General features: G+C 38.6%; 22 protein-coding genes and 1 pseudogene. 11 read left to right on the forward strand and 12 right to left on the reverse strand.

Annotated elements, in window-relative coordinates:
- Nucleotides 1–953, reverse strand: a 953-nt coding sequence (locus AC27I2_RS14635; protein WP_487204690.1) for an IS110 family RNA-guided transposase, incomplete at its 3' end; no start/stop codon positions are given.
- A gap of 333 nt (nt 954–1,286) precedes the next feature.
- Between AC27I2_RS14635 and AC27I2_RS14640 the strand changes: the two genes are divergently transcribed.
- Nucleotides 1,287–1,829 (forward strand): hypothetical protein, encoded by a 543-nt coding sequence (locus tag AC27I2_RS14640; protein ID WP_487204691.1) that lies wholly within the window; start codon nt 1,287–1,289, stop codon nt 1,827–1,829.
- Between the two features lie 310 nt (nt 1,830–2,139).
- Nucleotides 2,140–2,568 carry an aspartyl protease family protein gene (locus tag AC27I2_RS14645; protein ID WP_487204692.1) on the forward strand — a complete coding sequence of 143 codons (429 nt, stop codon included), beginning with the start codon at nt 2,140–2,142 and terminating at the stop codon, nt 2,566–2,568.
- A gap of 66 nt (nt 2,569–2,634) precedes the next feature.
- Here AC27I2_RS14645 and AC27I2_RS14650 read toward each other — a convergent pair whose 3' ends face one another.
- Entirely contained in the window at nt 2,635–3,816 is a 1,182-nt protein-coding gene (locus AC27I2_RS14650; RefSeq protein WP_487204693.1) for a PQQ-dependent sugar dehydrogenase, read from the reverse strand.
- Here AC27I2_RS14650 and AC27I2_RS14655 point away from each other — a divergent pair.
- On the forward strand, nt 3,801–4,253 hold the full coding sequence (locus AC27I2_RS14655; RefSeq protein ID WP_487204694.1) for a hypothetical protein: 453 nt from the start codon (nt 3,801–3,803) through the stop codon (nt 4,251–4,253). The two genes, AC27I2_RS14650 and AC27I2_RS14655, sit on opposite strands and share 16 nt — an antisense overlap.
- Nucleotides 4,254–4,322: 69 nt before the next feature.
- Here the strand turns inward: AC27I2_RS14655 and AC27I2_RS14660 are convergent, their stop codons facing one another.
- Complete coding sequence (locus AC27I2_RS14660; protein WP_487204695.1) at nt 4,323–5,525, reverse strand: Nramp family divalent metal transporter; 1,203 nt, start codon at nt 5,523–5,525, stop codon at nt 4,323–4,325.
- Between the two features lie 303 nt (nt 5,526–5,828).
- Entirely contained in the window at nt 5,829–7,091 is a 1,263-nt protein-coding gene (locus AC27I2_RS14665; protein ID WP_487204696.1) for a valine--pyruvate transaminase, read from the reverse strand.
- A gap of 181 nt (nt 7,092–7,272) precedes the next feature.
- Between AC27I2_RS14665 and AC27I2_RS14670 the strand changes: the two genes are divergently transcribed.
- Together AC27I2_RS14670 and AC27I2_RS14675 are read left to right on the forward strand one after the other, a co-directional pair.
- On the forward strand, nt 7,273–8,367 hold the full coding sequence (locus tag AC27I2_RS14670) for an endonuclease/exonuclease/phosphatase family protein (protein ID WP_487204697.1): 1,095 nt from the start codon (nt 7,273–7,275) through the stop codon (nt 8,365–8,367).
- A gap of 159 nt (nt 8,368–8,526) precedes the next feature.
- On the forward strand, nt 8,527–8,946 hold the full coding sequence (locus tag AC27I2_RS14675) for an MAPEG family protein (protein WP_058553156.1): 420 nt from the start codon (nt 8,527–8,529) through the stop codon (nt 8,944–8,946).
- Between the two features lie 55 nt (nt 8,947–9,001).
- Here the strand turns inward: AC27I2_RS14675 and AC27I2_RS14680 are convergent, their stop codons facing one another.
- On the reverse strand, nt 9,002–10,849 hold the full coding sequence (locus AC27I2_RS14680) for an ABC transporter ATP-binding protein (RefSeq protein ID WP_487204698.1): 1,848 nt from the start codon (nt 10,847–10,849) through the stop codon (nt 9,002–9,004).
- A 114-nt stretch (nt 10,850–10,963) separates the two neighbouring features.
- Entirely contained in the window at nt 10,964–11,797 is an 834-nt protein-coding gene (locus AC27I2_RS14685; protein ID WP_487204699.1) for a hypothetical protein, read from the reverse strand.
- A gap of 286 nt (nt 11,798–12,083) precedes the next feature.
- Here AC27I2_RS14685 and AC27I2_RS14690 point away from each other — a divergent pair, with 286 nt between their 5' ends.
- Complete coding sequence (locus tag AC27I2_RS14690) at nt 12,084–12,488, forward strand: GFA family protein (RefSeq protein WP_487204700.1); 405 nt, start codon at nt 12,084–12,086, stop codon at nt 12,486–12,488.
- Here AC27I2_RS14690 and AC27I2_RS14695 read toward each other — a convergent pair whose 3' ends face one another.
- Nucleotides 12,489–13,292, reverse strand: a complete 804-nt coding sequence (locus AC27I2_RS14695) for a polyamine aminopropyltransferase (protein ID WP_487204701.1) — start codon at nt 13,290–13,292, stop codon at nt 12,489–12,491.
- Between the two features lie 292 nt (nt 13,293–13,584).
- Between AC27I2_RS14695 and AC27I2_RS14700 the strand changes: the two genes are divergently transcribed.
- The 4 genes from AC27I2_RS14700 (at nt 13,585) to AC27I2_RS14715 (ending at nt 16,475) form a co-directional block, all read left to right on the forward strand.
- Complete coding sequence (locus tag AC27I2_RS14700) at nt 13,585–13,998, forward strand: hypothetical protein (protein ID WP_487204702.1); 414 nt, start codon at nt 13,585–13,587, stop codon at nt 13,996–13,998.
- A gap of 14 nt (nt 13,999–14,012) precedes the next feature.
- Nucleotides 14,013–14,414 carry a hypothetical protein gene (locus AC27I2_RS14705; RefSeq protein WP_487204703.1) on the forward strand — a complete coding sequence of 134 codons (402 nt, stop codon included), beginning with the start codon at nt 14,013–14,015 and terminating at the stop codon, nt 14,412–14,414.
- A gap of 111 nt (nt 14,415–14,525) precedes the next feature.
- Entirely contained in the window at nt 14,526–15,914 is a 1,389-nt protein-coding gene (locus tag AC27I2_RS14710; RefSeq protein WP_487204704.1) for a M28 family peptidase, read from the forward strand.
- 117 nt (nt 15,915–16,031) lie between these two features.
- On the forward strand, nt 16,032–16,475 hold the full coding sequence (locus tag AC27I2_RS14715; RefSeq protein ID WP_058405525.1) for a DUF4826 family protein: 444 nt from the start codon (nt 16,032–16,034) through the stop codon (nt 16,473–16,475).
- Nucleotides 16,476–16,517: 42 nt separating this feature from the next.
- On the opposite strand, the gene AC27I2_RS14720 is transcribed toward AC27I2_RS14715, so the two are convergent.
- The 5 genes from AC27I2_RS14720 to mnmA all read right to left on the reverse strand — a co-directional run bounded on the left by AC27I2_RS14720 (nt 16,518) and on the right by mnmA (nt 21,342).
- Nucleotides 16,518–16,976 carry a GNAT family N-acetyltransferase gene (locus AC27I2_RS14720; protein ID WP_138529233.1) on the reverse strand — a complete coding sequence of 153 codons (459 nt, stop codon included), beginning with the start codon at nt 16,974–16,976 and terminating at the stop codon, nt 16,518–16,520.
- 16 nt (nt 16,977–16,992) lie between these two features.
- Complete coding sequence (locus AC27I2_RS14725; RefSeq protein WP_487204705.1) at nt 16,993–18,150, reverse strand: ribosomal protein uL16 3-hydroxylase; 1,158 nt, start codon at nt 18,148–18,150, stop codon at nt 16,993–16,995.
- Between the two features lie 87 nt (nt 18,151–18,237).
- The gene (purB, locus tag AC27I2_RS14730) at nt 18,238–19,608 is read right to left on the reverse strand and encodes an adenylosuccinate lyase (RefSeq protein ID WP_487204706.1); all 1,371 of its coding nucleotides are present in this window, start codon (nt 19,606–19,608) and stop codon (nt 18,238–18,240) included.
- Between the two features lie 31 nt (nt 19,609–19,639).
- Nucleotides 19,640–20,242 carry a high frequency lysogenization protein HflD gene (gene hflD / locus AC27I2_RS14735; protein ID WP_006792838.1) on the reverse strand — a complete coding sequence of 201 codons (603 nt, stop codon included), beginning with the start codon at nt 20,240–20,242 and terminating at the stop codon, nt 19,640–19,642.
- Nucleotides 20,242–21,342: a tRNA 2-thiouridine(34) synthase MnmA gene (gene mnmA / locus AC27I2_RS14740; RefSeq protein WP_487204707.1), complete on the reverse strand. Its 1,101-nt coding sequence runs from the start codon at nt 21,340–21,342 to the stop codon at nt 20,242–20,244. Before mnmA ends, hflD begins: the two co-directional genes overlap by 1 nt.
- A 342-nt stretch (nt 21,343–21,684) precedes the next feature.
- Between mnmA and AC27I2_RS14745 the strand changes: the two are divergent.
- Nucleotides 21,685–22,946: pseudogene (locus tag AC27I2_RS14745) on the forward strand (GGDEF domain-containing protein).
- Nucleotides 22,947–23,019 lie beyond the last annotated feature (73 nt).

Below are 23,019 nucleotides of genomic sequence, written 5' to 3' on the forward strand. Positions count from 1 at the left end.
CAAACCATTTTAGGATCCCACATGACACCATCCCTCACCATAGAATTTATGATCACTACCAGCTTTCGTATACACGCAATAATGGCTACTTTTTTAGGCTTTCCTGCTTTAACCATGCGTTGATAAAGGTCTTTAAATTTAGAGTTGCACTGAATGGCTGACATCATCGCCATATACATGGCAGTTCTTATTTTGGGTCGGCCGCCACGTATCATTCGCTTACCTTGATACACGCCACTTTCACGATTGAATGGGGCTACACCTACTAAAGAAGCGGCCTCTTTGTTGTTCACATAACCTAACTCAGGCATATCACTAAGTAAGTTAAATGCGACCACATTGCCAACACCTGGCACACTTTGGATAATGGCATTTTTTGCTTTGTATTCGTCACATTCACTAACCAGTTTTTGAAGTTTCAAATCGACTTTTTCAATCTGATTTTTTAATGCCGTTAGGATAGGTTTTATGAGTGATGATAGTGTTTTTGGCATTATTTGAGAGCGATTTTTCTCCATCGTTTGCATATCCATTAACTGGCGTCTTCTCGAGAGTAAATCGCTCATCAAGCGCATTTGCTCTGGCTTTAAAGATGATAAAGGCGGTTTAATCGCTTCACCAAAGTGAGCAATAAGTTGTGCATCAAGTTTATCCGTTTTTGCTTTTTGGCCGATAGCGCCTGCGAACCGTTTTATGTTTACGGGATTAGCAATAACGAAGGGAATATTCGCCTCAGCGCAGGCTATGATAAAAGGCTGTTCCAGACGTCCAGTTGCCTCAATAGTAACGCGTGTTACTGGGTGTTTTTTTAAGATTTGAATGGCGTGTTTAATGCCACTTTGATTATTTTCTACAGTAAAGTAAATGTCTAAAGGCCTGATATAAATATCGAGTTGTGTTTTACCTGTATCGACACCGACGTTAATTTCATTTTGATTATTTATTGTATTCATAATAAGCTGACTCTGCCTTGCTATTCGGGCTCGAGGCCCCGTTGACTATCCGAGTTTAATGCTTGGAGTTTATACAGCGTTCTAACTTGTTACCGGTCTCTCAATAGAGGAGCCTACGCTCAATCGAACTACTGTATAAAAGGCTTTGGTTGCAGCCAAAGCTTGGGCCTCACATTACCCGAACTAGGTTAAAGTATTAATTAATTTATGGGTTTATTATCCATACAAGTTGCTTAAACGGACAAAAAACAGTTGGCTTTTGCTCGTTCCTCGCCTATTTTAGCCAACAATTTTTTGCGCGCTTAGCAAGGCGTTATATTAGCAAAGGAAGTCATGCGTAAATTTCTAGCAATTGTTAGTCTAATATCGATTCAGGGATGTATCGCCTATCCAGGAACGTACTACTATCCGGAATCTAAAAGCGGTGAAGTGATTACTACTGGACATTGTGGTGACAACACTCCTTCAAAATTAGTTTTACTAGACAACGATGTAAAAGTTACTACTCAGGCTGCTGACGTACTAATAAATTACGATCAAACATGGATTTGGTTTGAGGCGATTTCTGATAAAAAATTTAAAATATCGGCTAATCCTGCAAACATCTCATTTAACGTTGGTGGTAAAGTAATCACACCCCACGAAATAAAATATTTCTACAGGGTTTCTGACGAAAAGTGGTTTAGTCATGATTATACGTCACTATCAGAGCTACCTTCTGATGTTTTAGAGACTACAAACTTAAGAGTTACTTTCATGTTTAAAAAGCAGGAAAGTATCGAGTTTAAAATTAAAGATTTAAAAATTAACAATGCTATTGGTCAAAATATTAATGTCAATTTTACAACAACAGAAACTATTAGGGTTCTGCGCTAAACTGCTAATAGGAGTTAAGGGGGTCAAATCTTGACTTCAGACATCAAGTCGCAATTAGTTAGATGCACCTTTATTTAAGCCATTATATGGACTTCCCAGATTTCTCTAAAAGCGAAGCGCCTCTGACTCTCTTTGTGCATTAATTTGCTTTAATATAATTAGTTTTTGTATCTTTAGTTTGAGAAATTACTGCCAGATTTGAAATACAAAAGGGATGTAAGTGAAAAGTCACTTGCTTACTATTTATGCGGTTGTTTTAGAAGGCAACTGTAGTAGAGTGTTTGTAAATCAACCTAAATAAGGAACATTCATGGAATTAGTTAAAACCACAAGCTTGCAATTTGAAGTAACAGAAACAGGGCATCAAATTATACAAGCTGAAATAAACGGGCATAAAGTAAATTTAATTTTAGATACAGCCGCGGGGGCATCTGTTTTAGATAGGGCATGTATTAAAAAGCTTGGGGTAAAAGAGGAACTAAGCGAAGAAAATGCCGCAGGGTTAGGTACAGCTGATCACGAAATGGGCTTAATAGACGTTTTGAAATTTGAACTAGCAGGCCAGTTGTATGAAAGTACACAGTTTGTATCACTCAACCTAGACCATGTTCAGGCCGCTGGTGGCGGCAATACAATACATGGCTTATTAGGTTCTCCATTTTTTAGAAAGTATCAAGCTATAGTAGATTTTGTTACTCATACACTCACAATTAGTGAGCCATTACCTGATTGTGAGTGATTAAAGCGGCTCTCTTAAGCCGCTAGTATCCTCTAAAAGCGAAGCACCTTTAACCCTATTTGTACATTAATTTGCTTTAAACAACATCAGCTTTGCCTCTTTGCCATCGGTTAATATTGCTACATTACCTTTAGCTGTAACAAACACATCTCTTAGCCTGCCTGTTGCTTCTGGAAATACATGCGACTGGGTATATTTACCATTCACTAAATTAACACTGTAGAGCTTTTTATCGACCAATGTAGTGATAAGTACGTGGCGTTGCAGTGAAGGGAAGGCTGCATGCTTAGAGCCATAATACGCCATGCCTGATGGGGCGATTGATGGCGTCCAATCTACGCTTGGTTTAGCCATTCCGGGGTAGTCTCTAAACGGAGAAATACGTGCTTGTGAGTAATCGTCACCGTTTGTAATTACCGGCCACCCATAATTATTTCCAGCCGTTAAATAGTTCAGCTCGTCACCGCCTGCAGGACCGTGTTCATGACTAATAATTTGCTGTGTATCGTCATCATACACTAAACCTTGTAGGTTCCGATGGCCGAGTGAATAAATGGCATGCGCGGTAGAGTTTTCATGTTTGATAAACGGATTATCGGTTGGAGTAGTACCATTTAAATTAATTCGTAGTACTTTACCTAACTGGCTGGTTATAACTTGTGCTTGCTCGCGGTAGTCAAAACCGTCGCCACTTGAAAAAAGTAAAGTGCTATCGGGGAGAAAGAGGGCGCGGCCAGAGTAATGCTGAGGTGTACCCTTATCGGTGGCGACTTTATAAATAACTTTTGGTACCGAAAAGCGTGTTCCATCAAACCTAGCTTTGGCAATAACGAGCCTGTTTGCTTCAAGACTGCCTTGGGCATACGTAAATATTAGCTCCTTAGACTCAGCAAAATTAGGCGTGAGTACTATGTCGAGTAAACCACCTTGGCCTGCAACATATAACCCTTCAAGAGGTAATTTTACTTTACTTTGTTGATTGTTTTTAATGATCACTACATGGCCATCACGCTCGGTTACTAACCACGTGCCATTTGGTAGTTGCACCATGCTCCACGGTGAGTTTAACTGTGTAGCTAATGTTTGCGTTTTATATTGTTTTTGAGGTAAATCATTGTTTGCATTAACGTTAAACGCAAAGAGCACGCATAGTATAAAAAGTGAGATAGATTGTTTAAGGTGCAAGCCTTTGCTACTGTAAGAAAAATTATTTTGTTTAAGTTGAGATAACCATGTTGTTTTTAACACGTATACTCCCTTCATTTTTAGTTGCTTGGTTACTTACGTTTACGCTTGCTAGCTTGTTTCATAGCCAATACGTTGTCAATCAATTAGTTAATGTAGGTGTAGTGGTAGGGTTTGCCGATCGTGTTAATTTAACATTCGACGATTGGTTAGGTTTACTTCCTACGTACGGCGCTATTATTGCTGTTGCACTTATTATTGCTTTTTTTGTTACCTGGTTTATTAGTAAAAAATTAAAAGGTCATTATGCCGGGCTGTTTGTTATAGGGGGTATAGCTGCTTTTGCGACCGCGCTCATTGCTATTGAATCAATTATGAATATAACCATAATTGCTGGCGCGAGAGGTTGGGGATTTTACTTACAGTTGCTTGCTGGTGCGGTTGGAGGCTATACGTTTGCACAGCTGATAAAAGTAGCTAAAAGTACTAAAAAAAATTAACTGTTTTGTTAATAAGCAACAGCCGCTATTTTTAGTAAACAGCGGCTTTTAAATATGATTTTTTAGCATTTAGTTAAAAATTAAACCGATAAGTTTGTAGCTACTTAAGCCAAAAATAAGTATTAAAACAGGAAGAGTAATCAAATTAAAAAAAATGGAGTTTGTAAATTGCCCCATCACTGATTTTTGATTCACCAACCATACTAAGTAAATAGTAATAACAGGCAGTAATAAACCGTTAGCTGCTTGCGCGAATATTATAACCGCGACAGGGTCTAGCCCAAGCGATGCTACGCCTGCACCAAACAATAAAATAATAATCGCCACGCTTTTAAAGCGAGTGCTGGCCATGTTGTTTGACCAACCCAACATACCACATACCGCATAAGCACCAGCAAGGGGCGCTGTAATGGCGCTTGTTAACCCTGCTGCAAACAAGCCAATAGCAAAAAAGTAATGGGCTGCATCACCTAACAGGGGCTCTAGTTGTACAGCCATGTTTGCTGCGCTGATTTGCCCTGCCTCTGTGCCATAAAAGGCGACCGATGCGGTAGACAAAATAGCTAATGTGATCACACCGCCTAAGGTAATTGATAATCCGGTATCAACATTGGTTTGCTTTATTACTTTTTGTAAATCGCTTTTACTATCGTGCTTGGCTGCTAAAACGCCAGAGTGTAAAAATAAGTTATAAGGTACTATGGTGGTGCCAACGAGTGCGAGTACCGTTGTTATTGAACCTTCAGGCAAGCTAGGCATAAAGCCTGAAAATACATCATTTAGTGAAGGGGCAGCCATAATCAGTGTAGATATAAACACTAAGCTCATTAAAATCACTAATACTATTAGTGCATTTTCTATTACTTTGTGTTTGCCGCTATAAAGTAATACTGCACTAACAAAAGCGATTAGAGGGGTCCATATTTGCGGGTTAACGTTTGGAAATATACCTATTAACCCCATACTCGCGCCGCTTAAATTGCCTGCTTCGTATGCTGCACTGCCAACTCCAATAGCGCTGATAACCAAAAATATAGCTAACAATTTAAATAACGGTGTTTGAATATTAGCTCTCAGTGCCTGCGCTAAGTCTTGCCCTGTGGCAACACCCAGTCGTGCAGCCATAGATTGCAGTAATATAGTGGCAATAACTGAAAAAAGTAATGTCCATATAAGGGCAAAACCAAAATTGGCGCCTGCCACACTGGCAGTGGTGATTGTGCCTGGCCCAATAAAGGCTGCAGTGACAAGTAATCCTGGGCCTAATCGCATAATTTACCTTAATCGTGGTTTGTGTATTTTATTCAATGTTGCACCTGATGCCACAGCCTACCTTAAAATATTTTTTAATCTTAAAAGTAGAATTTTATATTTATTTAAGCCGAACTCTGGTTAAGAGATTTATTATTCAGAGTTCAGGTTATTTAGTAGCAATGCACATTTAACAACAACTGTAAGTTAAGAATGCTGCGTAGGATACCAATTCATATATAAATTTAAAGGGGTTAACACATGCTTGGACATATATTGTGCTCGTGAATATGTAAAAGTGAGGTCTACCTTGTGCACGTCGTGTTAAGTAATTAACGGCCTAATAGCCTCAAGACCTTTTTTGAGCGTTGTTTCATCGGTTGCGTAATTAATACGTACACACTGATGTTTGTGCTCCCAGCTATCTTCAATACCGATAAAAAAATTGTGGCCAGGGATAATATACACATCTTGTTTTTTAAGCTTTTGGTAAAGCTGTTCGCTGGTTATTTTTGACTCTTTAAACCACAGCCACATAAAAAATGCACCCTCTACTTTATGTAAATAAACCGGCAGGTCTGCAAATATTTCATCAAATAGGTTAATAGCTACCTGTGCTTTATTTTTATAAAAAGGCAAAATACTATTTTTACACAGGGGAAGTAATTCATCGTTGTTAATTAAGCGAGTTATTAAGCTTGGGCCAAAACTATTTGGTGCCAAAACCATGGCACCGTTAACACGGCCAATTGCTTTAATAACTGTGTTGTTAGCAACTACAATACCGGTGCGAAGGCCCGGCAAGCCCAGTTTTGAAAGCGACATACATAATATAATGTTTGAGTTCCACGTTAGGTTTGCATCGGTGTAAATACAGCCAGGGAATGGGTCGCCATAGGCGTTATCAATAATGAGTGGGATATTGTATTTGTGCGCTAGGGCGTCTAGATGGCGTATCTCTTCATCGGTAATGACATTACCGGTTGGGTTGGTAGGACGCGATACGCACAGCGCGCTTATGCTGATATCTTCAGCAAGTACTCTTTCAACCGCGTCAAAATCAATCACGTATTTAAATTGTTTAGAGCCGTTTGGTGTATTTAAAATTTCAATGTCGGGCTTTATAGCCACAAACATATCATCAGATAAACCTTGGTCGGCATAGCCTACGTATTCTGGGGCAAGTGGAAACAGAATGCGCTTGGTACTGCCATCGCTCATTTTGCCCGCTAACATATTAAACAGAACAAAAAAGTTTGCTTGGCTCCCATTCCCCAATGCTATATTTTGTTCAGTTACTCCCCATGCAAATTCTCTATTGAGTTGATTAGCAAGGGCTGTTCTAAATTCATCGTTACCCGTTGGACCATCGTAAAGACCCATTATTTGCGTTATTTTATTATTTTTTACTAGGGAATTTAACTCGTTTATAAATACGGTGTTTACGTGTGGTACTGAAGCGGGATTACCCCCACCTAGCATAACAATATCAGGATTATTACTGCTTTTGGCTTTACCTAAATCTTCCATAAGCTGTGTGATGCCATTGGGTTGAGTAAATTTACGACCAAAGTGTGAATAGTTCATAAAACCTAATACAGTTAATAAATTAGCCTGTGAGTATAACGTAAAAAAACGGTGTAAATTTATAGATGAGAATAATTCACGCCTTAGAAATACAGCCTTGCTGCGTTATAATAAATGCATTACTAAATGCAGGTGTTTAGCTATCAAAAACCCAAATGAAAAAATCAACAACGTTGTTAATTTGCCCGCAGAGCCCGTAATTAATAACTCCGAGCTTAAAATAGCCACCTTTAATTTATTTAACTACCTTGAACCACCTAACGCCTATTATGAATTTGAACGCATATACACCGCTGAGCAATGGGTAAGAAAACAACGATGGATAACTCAATACATAAACGAGCAGCAGCCCGATGTAATTGGTTTTCAGGAAATATTTAGCATCGAGTCGCTTAAAGAGTTAATGCTAAACCAAGGTTACGAGCACTTTGCTGTGGTTGATAAACCCCATGTTATAGATGATTTTATTTTTAAGCACCCAGTCGTCGGCATCGCCTCTAAATACCCGATTGTTGATGTTATAGCTGTAGAGCATGATAAAGAACTTGCATGCTCACTTGGTTTAACAGAAGCATTTTTATTTAGCCGAAAGGTACTAAGAGCCACTATTACTTTACCGCATTTAGGGAACACTGATTGCTATGTTGTGCACTTTAAATCTAAGCGGGGCATGCTTGAGGTAGACGAACACAATAAAGCGGTAACAGCCGAGCAAAACATAATCGAAATATTAAAAGCGAATGTAGCAGGTTGCTGGGGCTCTACTATACAGCGCGGCAGCGAAGCTACTTTACTTATGATACAAATGATCACCCGACGCGAAGCAACTCAATACCCCATGGTGTTAATGGGGGATTTTAATAATGACCTAGCCGATGGTGTGCTTAGCCATTTACTGACAAATACACTCAGGTTTGCGCCCGCATTGGATGCCAAAGCCTACCTTGCTAAATATTGTTTGTATGACTCGTGGGCGTTATTTGAAAAATTAGTTATTACGACTGATGATTCTCAACTAGCCAATACCAATAGTGATAATAATATTGCCAAACAAGCGCCTTTAACGCGTAAGCCAACGCATTACTTTGGCACCAGCAGCTCAGTGCTCGATTATATTTTGCTGTCTTGTGAGTTTGATTCAAGTTACGACGATAGTTTTTTTGAGGTCAGCAACCATACTACCTACGATAGGCATTTAATTAACCCAGAATACGAGCGAGATGACCTAACAACCGATCATGGTGTTGTGTGTATTACTTTAAGCCTCAGAACTTAAAAAACCGTTGTAAAAAGGCACATAGTAATATGTATTTATTACAAAAGTGATTTTTAATTTATTACAAGGTGCTGAATAAATTGAATTTATATTTGGTATTCATTTTGCAAAAAGTATTGCAGCTTTAATTACTTAGTTTTAATAATAAAGGATTTAACAATGACGGAAGTTTCTTTATCTGCTTATTTAGGGTTTTATTTTTACTTAATTATGCTGGTGGTGCAGTGGGGGGTAGCAACATTTAGTAAAGCTAAAGAACCGGGTGCAGTACCGGGTAAAATTAGCGACGATTTATCGCACGATAGCTTTATATTTAGAGCGCATCGTACCTTTCAAAATACATTAGAAAACAGCGCATTGTTTATTGGTACAGTGTTATTTGCATTTGTAATTAACTACCAAAGTGCTGCTTTTGCCCTATGTGTATGGGTGTATGTTGTTGCTCGTATAGTTCATATGGTGCTTTATTACGTTATAGCAACAGAAAAAAACCCAAGCCCACGTACTTATTTCTTTTTAATCAGTTTTATTGCCAACATTGTCATGTTGGTATTAATAGGTTTACGGTTAATTGCTTAATAAGTAAACCACGACGTTATAGCTGTAGCGCTATAACGTCGTGTTATATTTACAGCTACTCCACCCCAATAAACCCGCCGGTTTGATGTGCCCAAAGGCCTGCATATATTCCACCTTGAGCAATCAGTTCATCGTGCGAGCCTTGCTCAACTACGCCACCATTATCTAACACGATGAGTCTATCCATTTGAGCAATGGTAGACAGCCTGTGCGCAATAGCAATTACCGTTTTGCCTGTCATTAAATCATCCAGACTTGCTTGAATAGCCGCTTCAACTTCTGAATCAAGCGCACTGGTTGCTTCGTCTAAAATAAGAATAGGGGCGTTTTTTAGTAATACGCGTGCTATTGCAATGCGTTGGCGCTGACCGCCCGATAGCGTGACACCACGTTCTCCTACTTGTGCATTAAACCCTTTGTTGCCTTTTGAATCTTCTAAGTCATTAATAAACTCTAGGGCTTTAGCTTGCTTTGCTGCGTTTAACATTTCGGCTTCGGTGGCATCGGGGCGGCCATATAAAATATTGTCTTTTACTGAGCGGTGAAGTAGTGAGGTATCTTGGGTTACCATAGCAATGTAACGACGTAGGCTTTCTTGGCTTACATCAGTAATATTTTGCCCATCAATTTTTATGCATCCAGAATCGGTATCGTAAAAGCGCAGTAGTAGGTTAACAAGCGTTGATTTACCCGCGCCAGAACGTCCAACTAACCCTATTTTTTCACCGGGTTTTATGTTGAGATTTAACCCGTTCATTACCGGTCCGCGGTGGGTTTCGTTAGCGGCTTTGCCATAATTAAAGTGTATATTTTGAAACTCAATGCTGCCTTGTGTTACTTCAAGGGTGTTTGCATTAGGTTTATCGTCTACTTTTATTGGGTTTGATAGCGTTTTCATACCATCGGTGGCGGTGCCAATGTTTTCAAATAGGCTACTTATTTCCCACATGATCCATTGCGCCATGCCATTTAATCTAAGCGATAAACTCACTGCAACAGCTATGGCGCCAGCGCTAATTGCACTTAATGACCATAAATAAAGTGATAAGGCGGCAACACTAAAAACCAATAAGTAGTTTAGCGTATTAATTGCAAAGTTAAGGCTGGTTACTAAGCGCATTTGTTTGTACACGGGTTGTAAAAATACATCCATGCTTTGTTTAGCATATTGCTCTTCGCGTTGGGTGTACGAAAAAAGTTTAATAGTTGAAATGTTTGTATAGCTATCAACAATACGGCCCGTCATTTCTGAGCGGGCGTCGGCTTGTGAACTGGCTATTTTTTTAAGTTTAGGCACAAAGTAAACCTGTATAGAAGCGTACAACGCAAGCCATACAAGCAAAGGGATCATTAAGCGCCAGTCAGCTTCAGCCACTAAAAACACCATTGCGCCAAAGTAAACCACTATGTACATAAGTACATCAAGCAACTTCATTACTGCTTCGCGAACCGCTAAAGACGTTTGCATGACTTTGGTGGCTATTCGTCCAGCAAATTCATTTTGGTAAAAACTCACACTTTGGCGAAGTAAATATCGATGCGCCGACCAACGAATTGACATAGGGTAGTTGCCCAGTAAGGCCTGATGCAAGATGGCTGCATGAAAAAATACCACTATGGGCAAAACGACTAACAGCATAATAGCCATTTTGATAAGTTCAGACTTTTGTTCTACAAACAGGGTTTGAGGTGTATGCGTACTTAGCCAATCTACTAATTGGCCCATATAACTAAATAACGAAACTTCTAAAATAGCCAAGAGCGCCGCACTTATCGACATAAGTACTAGTGAGAGTTCCATGCCCTTGGTGTAATGGCGGCAAAACGCAAATAAAGTAGAAGGCGGCTGAGTGGGTTTTTCCTCAGGAAATGCGTTGGTCATTCTTTCAAATAATCGATACATTTTAAAAACTTAAATAGCAAATAATATGGGGTATCATACCATTTAAGTATTTTTAAATGCAGTTTTGTGTTCACTAACCTGAACTCAGGTTAATCATTACTTAGGTAGGCTATTTTACCTAACAGGGTTCGAAAGGTTTATGCCTCGGCTCATATATAAGTCGTCGTATTTTAACCCACCGTTGCCATAGGGCTTTTTAGCCGGTCCGGTGTTCGCGTTTGCTAAAAAGTAAATAAGTGGTTGTTCGCGTTTCATTCTAAATTTTGCATTTTTATATACCAGTGTTTGAGTTGTAAACTCCCCCCCTTGAACATACACATTATATTGTTGGCCTTGCATTTTTGTAGGCGCGTTATTAACCACATACCAAATGCTGTACCATTGATTTGTATTTAGTGGCTGTGCTGATTGAGCGGCTTTGTAGTTTTGTATATTGCTGTAGCCATTGTCTGTTTTAACCATTAACGTACCGTTGTTTTTAAGCCCATTCGACTCGGCTTTATCTGTTACACGCAACGTGGGTTCAAACGCGTTGTAACCCTGCTTTTTTATTTCATTTGGTTGCAGATTACTTAATCCAAAAGCATGGTTATTAGGAAATGTTTCTACATTTATACGTGTAAAAAACGTGTAAGTTTCACCAACTTCTACTACTTTTGGCAGTTTGGTAAAGCTGAGTGCTTTTCGGTTGCCAACAATACCTTCGGCGGCTGGTTTTTTTAACAAATAATGATTTGAGGATTCAGCCTCTTGCGATATTTTTGTCACTTGTGGGTAGGTTACGTATGGATTGGTTTGATTGTCTGTATCAGCTTTTTGCCATGTTAACGTTTGCGTTTCAAAATTATCGATCAACAACCATTGAGACGTGGAAGGGTGTTGATGATTTTGACTACATGCCACTAACGAGGTTAACCCCATTAGTAGAAGACCGTTTTTATAGCGCATTGTTTGCTCTTTATGTAATTGGTATTGACAGCATAAACAGAAGTAAATTTATATTGGTAATAAGATTTAGTTGAATGGTTTTAATTTGTTATTACCAAATTACATTTACTTTATAACCAATAATAACCTGATTGTAAATCAAAATAATTTGACAGGATTAAATATAGGTAAAAATAATATAAGATTTGATGTGTTCGCAGTAAATTACTGAAACTTATTCATATTAAATAACTTTATAGTTAACATGCGTATGTATTTATTTTTAAGAAATTAATAAGGAAATATTATGTATTCAGGCGCTTGTTTGTGTGGAAAAGTAAACGTAGAAATTACAGGTAATATTACCAGTATTATTCACTGCCACTGCTCTTTGTGTAGAAAAAACAGCGGGACGGCATTTGCTACAAATGGTTTTGTAAATGCAGATGAGTTTTTAATTACTCAAGGGCAAGACTCATTAAGTGGTTATTCGTTTAAACCTGGTAGAACACGGTATTTTTGCACCTGCTGCGGTTCGCCTATTTATAGCGCAAACAGCAGTGATATTAGCCGTATTCGTATTCGGTTAGGTTTACTGGATACAGATATTACAGAAAAACCGTTATCTCATAATTTTGTTACTTCAAAAGCGAATTGGGAGCAGTTAGAAACCAGTTTGCCTTGCTATGAAAAGCATGAGCCAGGTCGCTAATTACTGCGATTCAATGTGATAAATATGGTTAATATCTTTATATAAATTGGGTGCAAGGTGCTCAAAAACTGCAGAATTTTGAATTTCATCAACGCTAATGTGTTTTAACGAACTGGGGCTTAAAACAATAACTATATTTTTATACTCATTAAATTCAACAAGCGCGATTGCTTTAAAGTACTTTCTTAACATGGCCAGTAACAGGTGTAACTCTTGAGCTGTTTTAGGGTTTATGTTGAGTGTTATTTGGCTATTTGAATGACAAAAGTGCGTCATATTTTGCCAAAAAAGAGCATTATTTAAAAAGGGCTGGTGATGCTCTCCACTGAATATGTCGATGGTGATCACATCGTATTTAATTTCACATTGCTGAATAAATTGCTCAGCTGATTGTATAAATACAGAGTGTGTTTTTGGCAATTTAAAATGTGTATGTGCAATTTCAACCACATCAGGGTTAATTTCAATGGTATTAAAAGTATGTAGATTTTTTATAAGTTGTTTTTTATTAAGCAAGTAATATATAGCGCGCTCTACTCCCGCCGTTCCCAGTCCTAAATTTAGCATTTTGAGATTGGTTACTGACTTTAATAAAAAAAGTAGCATGCTTTGATTAACAGGTACTAAGACGCGCTCTGGACTACTTTGGCTCATTACACCCTGAATAACAGCATCTTGCTCACGTTTTTCATCAAGTGTTAACCAACGGTATTGCGAGTTTTCATAAACATAGATTGGGCCTAGCGCCGTTTGCTTAAACTGCACAAGGTTACATTTTAGCGTTTCATTTTTTAACTGGCGCATACTTTTACTATTTTAAATGATGACTAAATTGGAATTCTGATTAAGTGATTTACTAACTTATCAAATCATGATGATAATTAAACTTTCCAAGCCTAGGACCTTTAATAAAAACAAGGCGAACTTACAGGCAATAGTTGCTCGAAATTGATTTATTATCCAGAGTCTTCGTTTATTAGTTTGGCACGAAAATAAAAAGTTTACTTAAGTTATTCGGTTTTAAGTTTATTGATTTGCTTAACCGTGTAGTATTTTGGTTTAAATTAAATCATTTAATACATTCAAGGAAAGAAAAATGGGATTAATTTTAGGCCCTGTATTGGTAGTTTGGCTCGCTATTTTTATTTATTCAACTCGACTTGGTTATTTGCTTATTCACAAAAATATGGTTTTAGAGATCACGCTCATTACTTTTACAGTGGCTTTAGTTGGTGCTATTGCCTTTGTATTTTATGGTTACAGACAATTTATAAATGAAACGTCAATATGGGCATTTGAGATACCTAGGTACTTTGTTTTCAACAAATTTGCAATATTCAGTGTTGTTTTGGCTTTATGTATAAAATTTTTTATTACTAGCTTACAAAATAGCGTAGGGCTTGTCTGTGTTGTTTTTGTAATTTTGTTTGTGTTTTCAGCTTCGGTATTATTAAGTGTGGGTATGCATGACCGTTTTATAAGTTATAACAATATCCAACTTACTCATTAATTCAAGGATAGAAGATGAGATCGTTTATTTGCGCTGTACATTTTGTGTGTGCTCAGTGGCTGAAAAAAGTGGATCCAAAAAACACGCATACGGGTTACAAAGCGAGTGTACTCATCGGTATGGTCTTATCTGTTTATATAGGGATATTTGCTCTTATTTTTTGTTTTGACTATGCAAAAATACTGACAGATTCATTAAGACATAATTTAATAGTATCTAGTGCACTTTATTTAGCGCTTATTATAGGGGGGATGAATTTAGTAATTGGTAACGCCTCTGATTATAAAATCAGAGTTCGCAAAAGGGTGAACAAAAAAGTTATTAAACATTATACCTTAGGGCTAAAGCTGTGGATATTTGGTTTGATCCCTTACTTTATAATCATGGCAACTATTTTTATATTGAACTCGAATTAGAACCCTTCTTTACTGCGCTTTAGCGTACTTATTTTCGTATTTACCTCAAATCAATTGCGATATACAAATACATAGGTAATTGTGAACCAATAACAATAAGGAGCGACATATATGCTTAAACCATCAATAAAATTATTAAAGGTAAGCGCGCTTGCGCTTGCTTGCTCAGTATCGAGCGGAGCTAGTGCGGCTGAGGTGCAATACAAAGACCAACAGAAATTACATGATATTGCCGCAAACGTATCAGCTGAGCGAATTGGTAGTGATATTCAAACGCTGGTGGACTTTGGTACACGTCATACACTTTCAGAAACTAAATCTGACACGCGAGGTATTGGCGCCGCACGACGTTGGATTAAAGCCGAGTTTGAAAAAATATCAGCGCAATGTGGTGGTTGCCTAGAAATTATTGAGGTATCGGACACTATATCTGGTGAAAAACGTATCCCTAACCCAGTTGAGGTAGTCAATATTGTTGCTATTCAACGAGGAAGCACTGAGCCAAATCGTATGGTGATGATGTCGGGTGATATAGATTCACGTGTCAGCGATGTCATGGACTTTACTAGTGACTCACCGGGTGCAAATGATAATGCATCTGGGGTCGCTGGAGTTATTGAAGCAGCTCGGGTATTAAGTAAATATAAATTTAATGGCTCTGTAGTTTACGCCGCGTTATCGGGAGAAGAGCAGGGGTTATTTGGTGGTAAAATTTTAACAGCGTACGCTCAAAAGAATAACTGGCAAGTACATGGTGTTTTAAATAATGACATGATAGGCAATATTACGGGCATAAACGGTGTGACCGATAATACGACTGCACGTATTTTTTCAGAAGGTACACGTGTTGTAGAAACAAAAGCGCAAGCTCGTACTCGCCGGTTTACTGGTGGTGAGGTTGATTCTGCGAGCAGAAATCTAGCGCGTTATATTGATACCGTTGCAGATAGATATATACCCAACCTAGACACAATGCTTGTTTACAGATTAGACAGGTTTGCACGAGGCGGACACCATAGACCATTTAATGATGCCGGGTTTGCAGCGGTGCGTATAATGGAAACCAATGAGCATTATGATCGCCAACACCAAGACTTACGCACAGAAAATGGCATTACATACGGAGATACAATTGACGGTGTTGATTTTGATTATGCAGCAAAATTAACATCACTTAACGCAGTGACTATGGCATCTATGGCATGGGCTCCACCCCCTCCAAAAGACGTTAAAATTACAGGCGCGGTTAAGGCCAGTACTTCCTTTTCGTGGCAAAAAAGTAATGATGATACTGTTGCCGGTTACAAAATATACTGGCGTTACACAAGCGAACCGCAATGGCAGTTTAGTAAATACGTAGGTAATGTTTCTGATTTCACACTTGAAAACGTTGTAATAGATAATTACTACTTTGGCGTATCATCAGTAAGTCATGATGGTTTTGAGTCGCCAGTTGTGTTTCCGGGGGATGTTGGTTCGTTTGACCATAATATAAAATAGCAATTTGTATAAAAACAAAGCAGTCAGAGTTTTTAAAGTGCAAGCAGCCTGTTTTATGCTTGCACCTTATTTACTAAGACCTTACAGTGTTTAAAAAGAAGTAATAAGGTCATTACAATGGAACAACAACAAAAACAATTAACACCTGAAGAGCAAGCTTTAGCCGAACAACAACGTGTTGCATGGCAACGTGGATGTTTTCAAACAGCACAAAAATATTTAGCAGAAAAAGGCATTATGCCTAAGTCGGTAGTTGAGCAAGACAGCCGTTTTTTAGCGCCTATTTGCGCTATGTGGAAATTTAAAGCGCAAAATGGAAAAACGTATTGGGTTGTTACAGGCCAATTACCAACAGATCATGCTGAAGTGGGGGCGGCATCAGATGCACGTGATGCTATGCGTTATTTTTCGCTGCAATGGCAGTTAAAAGCAGACCAGATAATGAGTACGGGCGCACGTGATAAAACACAGGCAGATTTTGCTAACTTATTAGTGAAAAGAGCACATGGTCTATACGAGTTATACGATAACGATAAGCTTTGGGCTCACGAACCAAAATAATCAAAAAAGGGTAATCGATTGTCGATTACCCTTACAATTTAATTAATGAACTAACGTAAAAGGTGTTGTATCTGCACACCTAACTGGGCATTTAAGCCTTTGCCTAGGTATACCCGCTTCCATAAATACGTTGCCTTGCTTTATAAATCCATTACGTATAAAGCGTTCAACTTCGTGTAATACACAGTTAACGCTAATAGACTCAATGCCTTGCTCTGTAGCCAAATCAAAAATGTAATTGAGTAATGAGCAATATACCTTTCGGTTTCTGTGATCAGGCAGTACAGCTAAGCGACTAATTAAGCCGTCATCACATAATCGTGCAGTAGCTACAGGACAACGGGTATCGTCTGTTACAAGTACATGCAGAGCTAATTTATCGTGGTTATCAAATTCAACGCGTTTAGGTATGTGCAGCTCATAAACAAAAACGCGCTCCCTTATTTGTTGTAACTGATCTTTTTGTCGATCCCATTCAACTTTAGTTACTCGATAACCCACAATGGCCTCCTACTTGTTACTCTTGGTTTGTGTTAAACCAAATACCTTCATTAACAAGTGTAGTAAACATTTGAACAAAAACTAGGCTGTTTTTTGTTTTAACTAATTCGTCAGTATTAAACTCAGTCTCGTCGGTCAGTAATTTTACTGCTGCTAAGTCCTCGAGAGGAAGTGTAAAATTTTCACCATTCACACTGACAAGAAGTTCATTATCACACAGCTGATAAATTGCACGTGTGCCACCTACACGTTCAAAAATAGTTTCTGGCTCTGCTAATTCATTTAATATTTGCTCTTGGGTAAAAGCAGGCTCTACTGGTGCTAAGTCCATTTCATGCTTTGGTTGGCTTAAGGTTTTGCCAAGCCACTGTTTAAATAAATCGTCATTTTCTAGCATTGATGCCATAAGGTGTTTAACTTTTTCTACTTCAGCGTTGTTAAGTTCACCTTTAGAGGCTCTGCTTACTAAATTATGATCGGTGTAGCGCGTTTGGCCACTTTCAGTATCAATAATATGATCGGCAAAGCTTGAAAGTAAATCTTGCTGATTTGGTGCTCTAAATCCAACAGAGTAATTAAGCGCATTTTCAACTGCGTAGCCTTCATGCGGGCAGCCTGGCGGGATATACAAAATATCACCGGGCTCTAAAATACAGTCTATGACTGCTTCAAAGGCTTCAACTTGTAATAGTTTTTTATTTTGAGCAAATTGCTTAAGCGTTGGGTCGGGTAGGCCTACTCGCCAATGACGTTTTCCTTCACCTTGAATAATGAAAACATCGTATTGATCTAAATGCGGGCCAACACCCCCATTAGGGGTAGAAAAGCTGATCATTAAATCATCAATGCGCCAGTTAGGAATAAATCTAAAGGGCTCTAGCAGCAAAGCTGCATCAGGATGCCAGTGATCAACTGCTTGTACTAATAACGTTGAATTTTGCTCTGTAAGGACTTCAAAGTCTTCAAAAGGCCCTTGATGAGTTTGCCAATCGTTGTTGTGATTGGTAACAATACGCGACTCAATAGCGTCTTCCATGGCCAAGCCAGCAAGTTCGTTTGCATCAAGTGGATCTTCAAAGTGACTAAACCCTTGTTTGATCAAAAGCGGCTTTTTTTGCCAAAAATGGGTTAAAAATTCTTGTTCAGATAAATCGTTTATTTTTAATTGATACATGCGTTTGCCTGCTAGAAATTGCTTTGTTTTTTATACAAAAAAAGCGAAAGGATAAACCTTTCGCTTTTTAATAGTCGCGATTAATAATTAAACTAAATCGTCAATAAATTCAACCGCGCGGCCAATGTAATTAGCCGGTGTTAGTTTTTTCATTTCTACTTTGGCATCTTCTGGCAGGTCTAAGCCATCGATGAAGTCAGCCATTATTTCTTGATTTACGCGTTTACCACGGGTTAAATCTTTAAGTTTTTCGTATGGCTTTTCAATACCGTATTTGCGCATAACAGTTTGAATAGGCTCAGCAAGTAATTCCCAGTTTTGATCTAGCTCTTCAAGCAGACGTTGTTCGTTAACTTCAAGTTTACTAACACCTTTAAGGGTTGATTGATATGCAATAAGCGCATAACCCATACCCACACCAAGGTTACGTAACACAGTTGAATCTGTAAGGTCACGCTGCCAGCGAGAAACAGGCAGTTTTTGTGCAAGGTGTGCAAAAATTGCATTAGCTAAACCCAAGTTACCTTCTGAGTTTTCAAAATCAATAGGGTTAACTTTATGCGGCATTGTTGATGAGCCAATTTCGCCTGCAATTGTTTTTTGCTTAAAGTGGTTAAGGGCAATGTAACCCCAAACGTCACGATCAAAATCAAGCAAAATAGTATTAAAACGTGCAATTGCATCAAATAATTCTGCAATGTAATCATGCGGTTCAATTTGTGTAGTAAATGGGTTTAATGTTAAACCTAAGCTTGATACAAACTTATCTGCATGTGTATGCCAGTTGTAATCTGGGTATGCACTTAGGTGAGCATTGTAGTTACCTACAGCACCATTTACTTTACCTAGCATTTCAACTTGCGCAATTTGGTCGCGTTGACGCTTTAAACGCATGTATACGTTTGCAAACTCTTTACCCATAGTTGATGGTGTAGCAGGTTGTCCGTGTGTACGAGTCATCATTGGCACTGATTTATACTCAATCGCTTTTTCTTTAATGGCGTTAAGTAATTGGTCACAATATGGTAGCAATACGTTGTCACGGGCTTCAGTTAACATTAAACCATGTGATAGGTTATTAATATCTTCAGAGGTACATGCAAAGTGAATAAATTCGTTGATAGCATGAAGCTCTGCGTTATCAGCCACTTTTTCTTTTAGAAGGTATTCAACGGCTTTAACGTCGTGGTTAGTTGTACGTTCAATGTCTTTAACGCGCTGAGCGTCGGCTTCACTGAAGTTATCAACAATAGCGTTTAAAAGTGCATTTGCTTGTTCGCTAAATGCCGGTACTTCTTTAATGTCGCTTGCTGCAGCTAGCGCTTGCAACCAACGCACTTCAACAATTACGCGGTATTTAATTAAGCCAAATTCGCTGAAAATACTGCGTAGTTCAGTGGTTTTGCTGCCGTAGCGACCATCAACTGGCGAGATAGCCGTTAACGCTGAAAGCTCCATAATAACTCCTAAATATTTGTTTGAACGATAATTAAATTTTTGCTTTAGCAATGGCGATTATTTTTCTTTTTGCAAAGAAAAAGTGACGGCGTTTACCGCCCATTTGTCGCCACAATACTGCACTTCTGATCCCGGCAAGTAGTAATGCGCGGATTTTATTTTGAGTGAGTTGCTGTTTTAATAACTCGGGTTTACCATAAACCTGTATTCGGTGCCCAAGGGGGCTTAGCACCGACGAGTATATATCTGCCAAACCGGCAACAACGGTGTCATCGGTTATGGCAAAATGGTCTAAACGACGATGAATATCATCAATACGTTTACCTAATTCGTTTAAGCTTTTGTCGTTTGCGCTAAGTGCTCGCTCAAGCTGCATTAAGCCACCAACATATTTTACAATCTCAACATCTTTCTGAGCGCCCGCAGAGAGCTGTTCCATCAAGGTTTTGTAGCCATCTCGTAAATTATGAGTGCCTTGGTATACATCTTCTGGTGATGCTGGTGATGTTTGAACAATACTAGAAAGCAGTATGTCTAAATCGTGCTCATTATTACTGCCATATTGCGCGATTTTTTGTACTTGTTTAGCGGCTTGGCACATAGCGGCAAGCGCCATAACTTGGTGTTCATTCATTACTTGATCACCGAGTCAATAATACCGCCGCCTAAGCAAACTTCTTGCGCATAAAATACCGCAGACTGACCTGGTGTAACCGCTTTTTGAGGTTCATCAAATAACACACGGGCCATACCGTCATCCCCAACAAGCAAAGTACAGTTTATATCTTCTTGGCGGTAACGTGTTTTAACGGTGCAACGTGTCGTTCCTTTTGGACCTGTACGGTCTACCCAGTGGAGTTGGTTAGCATTTAAACCATTACTATATAGGCGAGGGTGGTCTTTACCCTGACCCACAATAAGTACGTTACGCCCAACATCTTTGTCTACAACGTACCAAGGCTCGCCAGAACCTTCTTTCATACCACCAATTAGCAAGCCCTTTCGTTGGCCAAGTGTGTGGTACATTAAGCCTTCGTGCTCGCCGACGTTATTGCCTTCTGTGTCTTCAATAACACCTGGTTGAGCAGGTAAAAACTTTTGTAAAAAGTCTTTAAATTTACGTTCGCCAATAAAACAAATACCGGTGCTGTCTTTTTTATCATGAGTAATTAAATCTTGCTCTTCAGCAATACGGCGAACTTCTGGCTTGGCGATATCGCCCACAGGGAATAGTGTTTGAGCGATGTGTTCGTGACTCAAAGTGTACAAAAAGTAGCTTTGATCTTTGTTGTTATCTAAACCACGACACATTACATATTTGTCGTCCCGAAGCTCACGACGCACATAATGGCCTGTTGCAATAAAGTCGGCTCCCAGTGCTTGTGCAGCAAATTCTAAGAAGGCTTTAAATTTGATTTCTTTGTTACACATTATATCGGGGTTAGGAGTACGGCCTGCTTTGTATTCTTCTAAAAAGTATTCAAATACGTTATCCCAATATTCAGCTGCAAAGTTTACTGTATGTAGCTCAATGCCTAGCTTGTCGCATACAGCTTGTGCATCTTTTAAGTCTTCTGCGGCGGCACAGTACTCGTCATTGTCGTCTTCTTCCCAGTTCTTCATAAACAGGCCCTCTACTTGGTAGCCCTGTTGTTGTAACAAATATGCAGATACAGAAGAATCAACACCGCCGGACATGCCAACGATGACTTTAATGTGACTATTTTCGCTCATGAATAATTTCGCTTATACAGATTACTGTTAACTTGGAAAGGTGGCGATTATAGCATGTATTTTGTTTCTGCTTAAAGAGACTAACAAGGCAAACCTAACAATTAGTGGGTATTTTATTAATATAATAAATAGCTAAGTTACCTAAGGCGCTAACACAATATTTTTTTGAGCAAATTTGATTCCAATTCAATGGTTAAAAACAAAATAAAATATGAGTCTCTTATTAAAATTTAATAATAAGTTCTTTTAAAGTGTTTAGAGTATAGATACACTCATTAGTAATAAAGTTGGATGGGTGAACCCAATCAATGAGCTGTAAAATATAATCAATGGAATGAGTATATGAATCACGCATACAAAATTAATAAAATTAGATCGTTCGTAGAACAAAACAAACATCAAGTAAATCTCATTTCTAATAAGCTTTTAATCATAAACTTGTTAGATTTAAAAAAGTCAGCTTATAACCTTTTTTATGAATTAATAAAACTCAAACACGCCCAATCCCATCATCAAATTAGTGATTTGTTCAATTTAATTAAGCACACTACAGAAGTGCATAGTATCGAAATGCAGCTTTTGGATAAATTAGAACATTGGTGGCTAGAATGGGATTTTGCTATGCAAATGCACGAACAATTAAGTGCTGAAAGCAAAGAAATGCCGATGAGCTTTTTATCCCGCAGTACCTTAAACCCAATGCGAAAGCATGAGATAAGTCATTATGCTAAGTTATTTTCAGTACTCCCTATGCCGGTGTGTAATGTGTGTAGTAAAACTGGCGATATCCTTAGGGTAAACCAACGGTTTGTAGATGTGTTTGGTTATACAGTTGAGGATGTGCCTAACCTTCATGCATGGTGGAAAAAGGCCTACCCAGATCCTCAATATAGGTTACAAGCTCAAAATCTATGGTCTGAAGCTTTGAAAAAAGCGAAGAGTAATAATGACGATATACCAGCCAATAACTACACTGTTGCACGAAGTGATGGCACACAAGTGGTTATGGAGGTGTCGGGGATAAATATTGGCGAAGAATTTTTAGCCGTATTTAAAGATGCAACCGAACGAATAGAGGCTGAGGATATTTTAAGGGATATGGCGTTTTTGGATTCATTAACCAAAATTGCTAATAGGCGTCGATTTGATGAAAAACTTGCCCATGAATTTGATAAAGCCAAGGAATGCGAAGGGGCAATATCCTTAATAATTATTGATGTTGATTTTTTAAACAGTTTAACGACCGCTACGGTCATTTAGCAGGGGACGCTTGTTTATACGAAGTGGCTCAAACTATTGCATCGACTGTAAACCGTCCTGAGGACTTTGTTGCCAGATACGGTGGTGAAGAGTTTGTTGTGTTACTTCCTGATACGGATAGGGAAGGTGCACTATTTATTGCTGAGCAAATACAGAAGGCCGTTGAAAGCTTGGCAATTGTGCATGAAGATACATACAGCGGTTTATTGTCTGTCAGTATGGGTGTTAACTCAACAGCTAATTACGAAAACGATAAAGTAAGCTTTGTTAAAGGAGCCGATAGCGCACTGTATTATGCAAAAGACCAAGGCAGAAACTGTATTGCACTACACTCTCAAAGTTAAATTAATTATTTGTTGCCTATATGGGGTAGGCAAGGGCTTAGGCTGAACGCAGAAGTTCTGCTCTTTATTACTT

This window comes from Pseudoalteromonas sp. NH0006-46, assembly GCF_057547735.1.

What these genes read in the sequence shown, in the direction of transcription:
- AC27I2_RS14685 (WP_487204699.1), bottom strand. Translation starts at nt 11,797, where the DNA reads ATGCGCTATAAAAACGGTCTTCTACTAATGGGGTTAACCTCGTTAGTG.
- AC27I2_RS14665 (WP_487204696.1), bottom strand. Translation starts at nt 7,091, where the DNA reads ATGAACTATTCACACTTTGGTCGTAAATTTACTCAACCCAATGGCATC.
- AC27I2_RS14645 (WP_487204692.1), top strand. Translation starts at nt 2,140, where the DNA reads ATGGAATTAGTTAAAACCACAAGCTTGCAATTTGAAGTAACAGAAACA.
- AC27I2_RS14680 (WP_487204698.1), bottom strand. Translation starts at nt 10,849, where the DNA reads ATGTATCGATTATTTGAAAGAATGACCAACGCATTTCCTGAGGAAAAA.
- hflD (WP_006792838.1), bottom strand. Translation starts at nt 20,242, where the DNA reads ATGAATGAACACCAAGTTATGGCGCTTGCCGCTATGTGCCAAGCCGCT.
- AC27I2_RS14695 (WP_487204701.1), bottom strand. Translation starts at nt 13,292, where the DNA reads ATGCGCCAGTTAAAAAATGAAACGCTAAAATGTAACCTTGTGCAGTTT.
- AC27I2_RS14700 (WP_487204702.1), top strand. Translation starts at nt 13,585, where the DNA reads ATGGGATTAATTTTAGGCCCTGTATTGGTAGTTTGGCTCGCTATTTTT.
- mnmA (WP_487204707.1), bottom strand. Translation starts at nt 21,342, where the DNA reads ATGAGCGAAAATAGTCACATTAAAGTCATCGTTGGCATGTCCGGCGGT.
- AC27I2_RS14710 (WP_487204704.1), top strand. Translation starts at nt 14,526, where the DNA reads ATGCTTAAACCATCAATAAAATTATTAAAGGTAAGCGCGCTTGCGCTT.
- AC27I2_RS14675 (WP_058553156.1), top strand. Translation starts at nt 8,527, where the DNA reads ATGACGGAAGTTTCTTTATCTGCTTATTTAGGGTTTTATTTTTACTTA.
- AC27I2_RS14690 (WP_487204700.1), top strand. Translation starts at nt 12,084, where the DNA reads ATGTATTCAGGCGCTTGTTTGTGTGGAAAAGTAAACGTAGAAATTACA.
- purB (WP_487204706.1), bottom strand. Translation starts at nt 19,608, where the DNA reads ATGGAGCTTTCAGCGTTAACGGCTATCTCGCCAGTTGATGGTCGCTAC.
- AC27I2_RS14660 (WP_487204695.1), bottom strand. Translation starts at nt 5,525, where the DNA reads ATGCGATTAGGCCCAGGATTACTTGTCACTGCAGCCTTTATTGGGCCA.
- AC27I2_RS14640 (WP_487204691.1), top strand. Translation starts at nt 1,287, where the DNA reads ATGCGTAAATTTCTAGCAATTGTTAGTCTAATATCGATTCAGGGATGT.
- AC27I2_RS14705 (WP_487204703.1), top strand. Translation starts at nt 14,013, where the DNA reads ATGAGATCGTTTATTTGCGCTGTACATTTTGTGTGTGCTCAGTGGCTG.
- AC27I2_RS14725 (WP_487204705.1), bottom strand. Translation starts at nt 18,150, where the DNA reads ATGTATCAATTAAAAATAAACGATTTATCTGAACAAGAATTTTTAACC.
- AC27I2_RS14715 (WP_058405525.1), top strand. Translation starts at nt 16,032, where the DNA reads ATGGAACAACAACAAAAACAATTAACACCTGAAGAGCAAGCTTTAGCC.
- AC27I2_RS14655 (WP_487204694.1), top strand. Translation starts at nt 3,801, where the DNA reads ATGTTGTTTTTAACACGTATACTCCCTTCATTTTTAGTTGCTTGGTTA.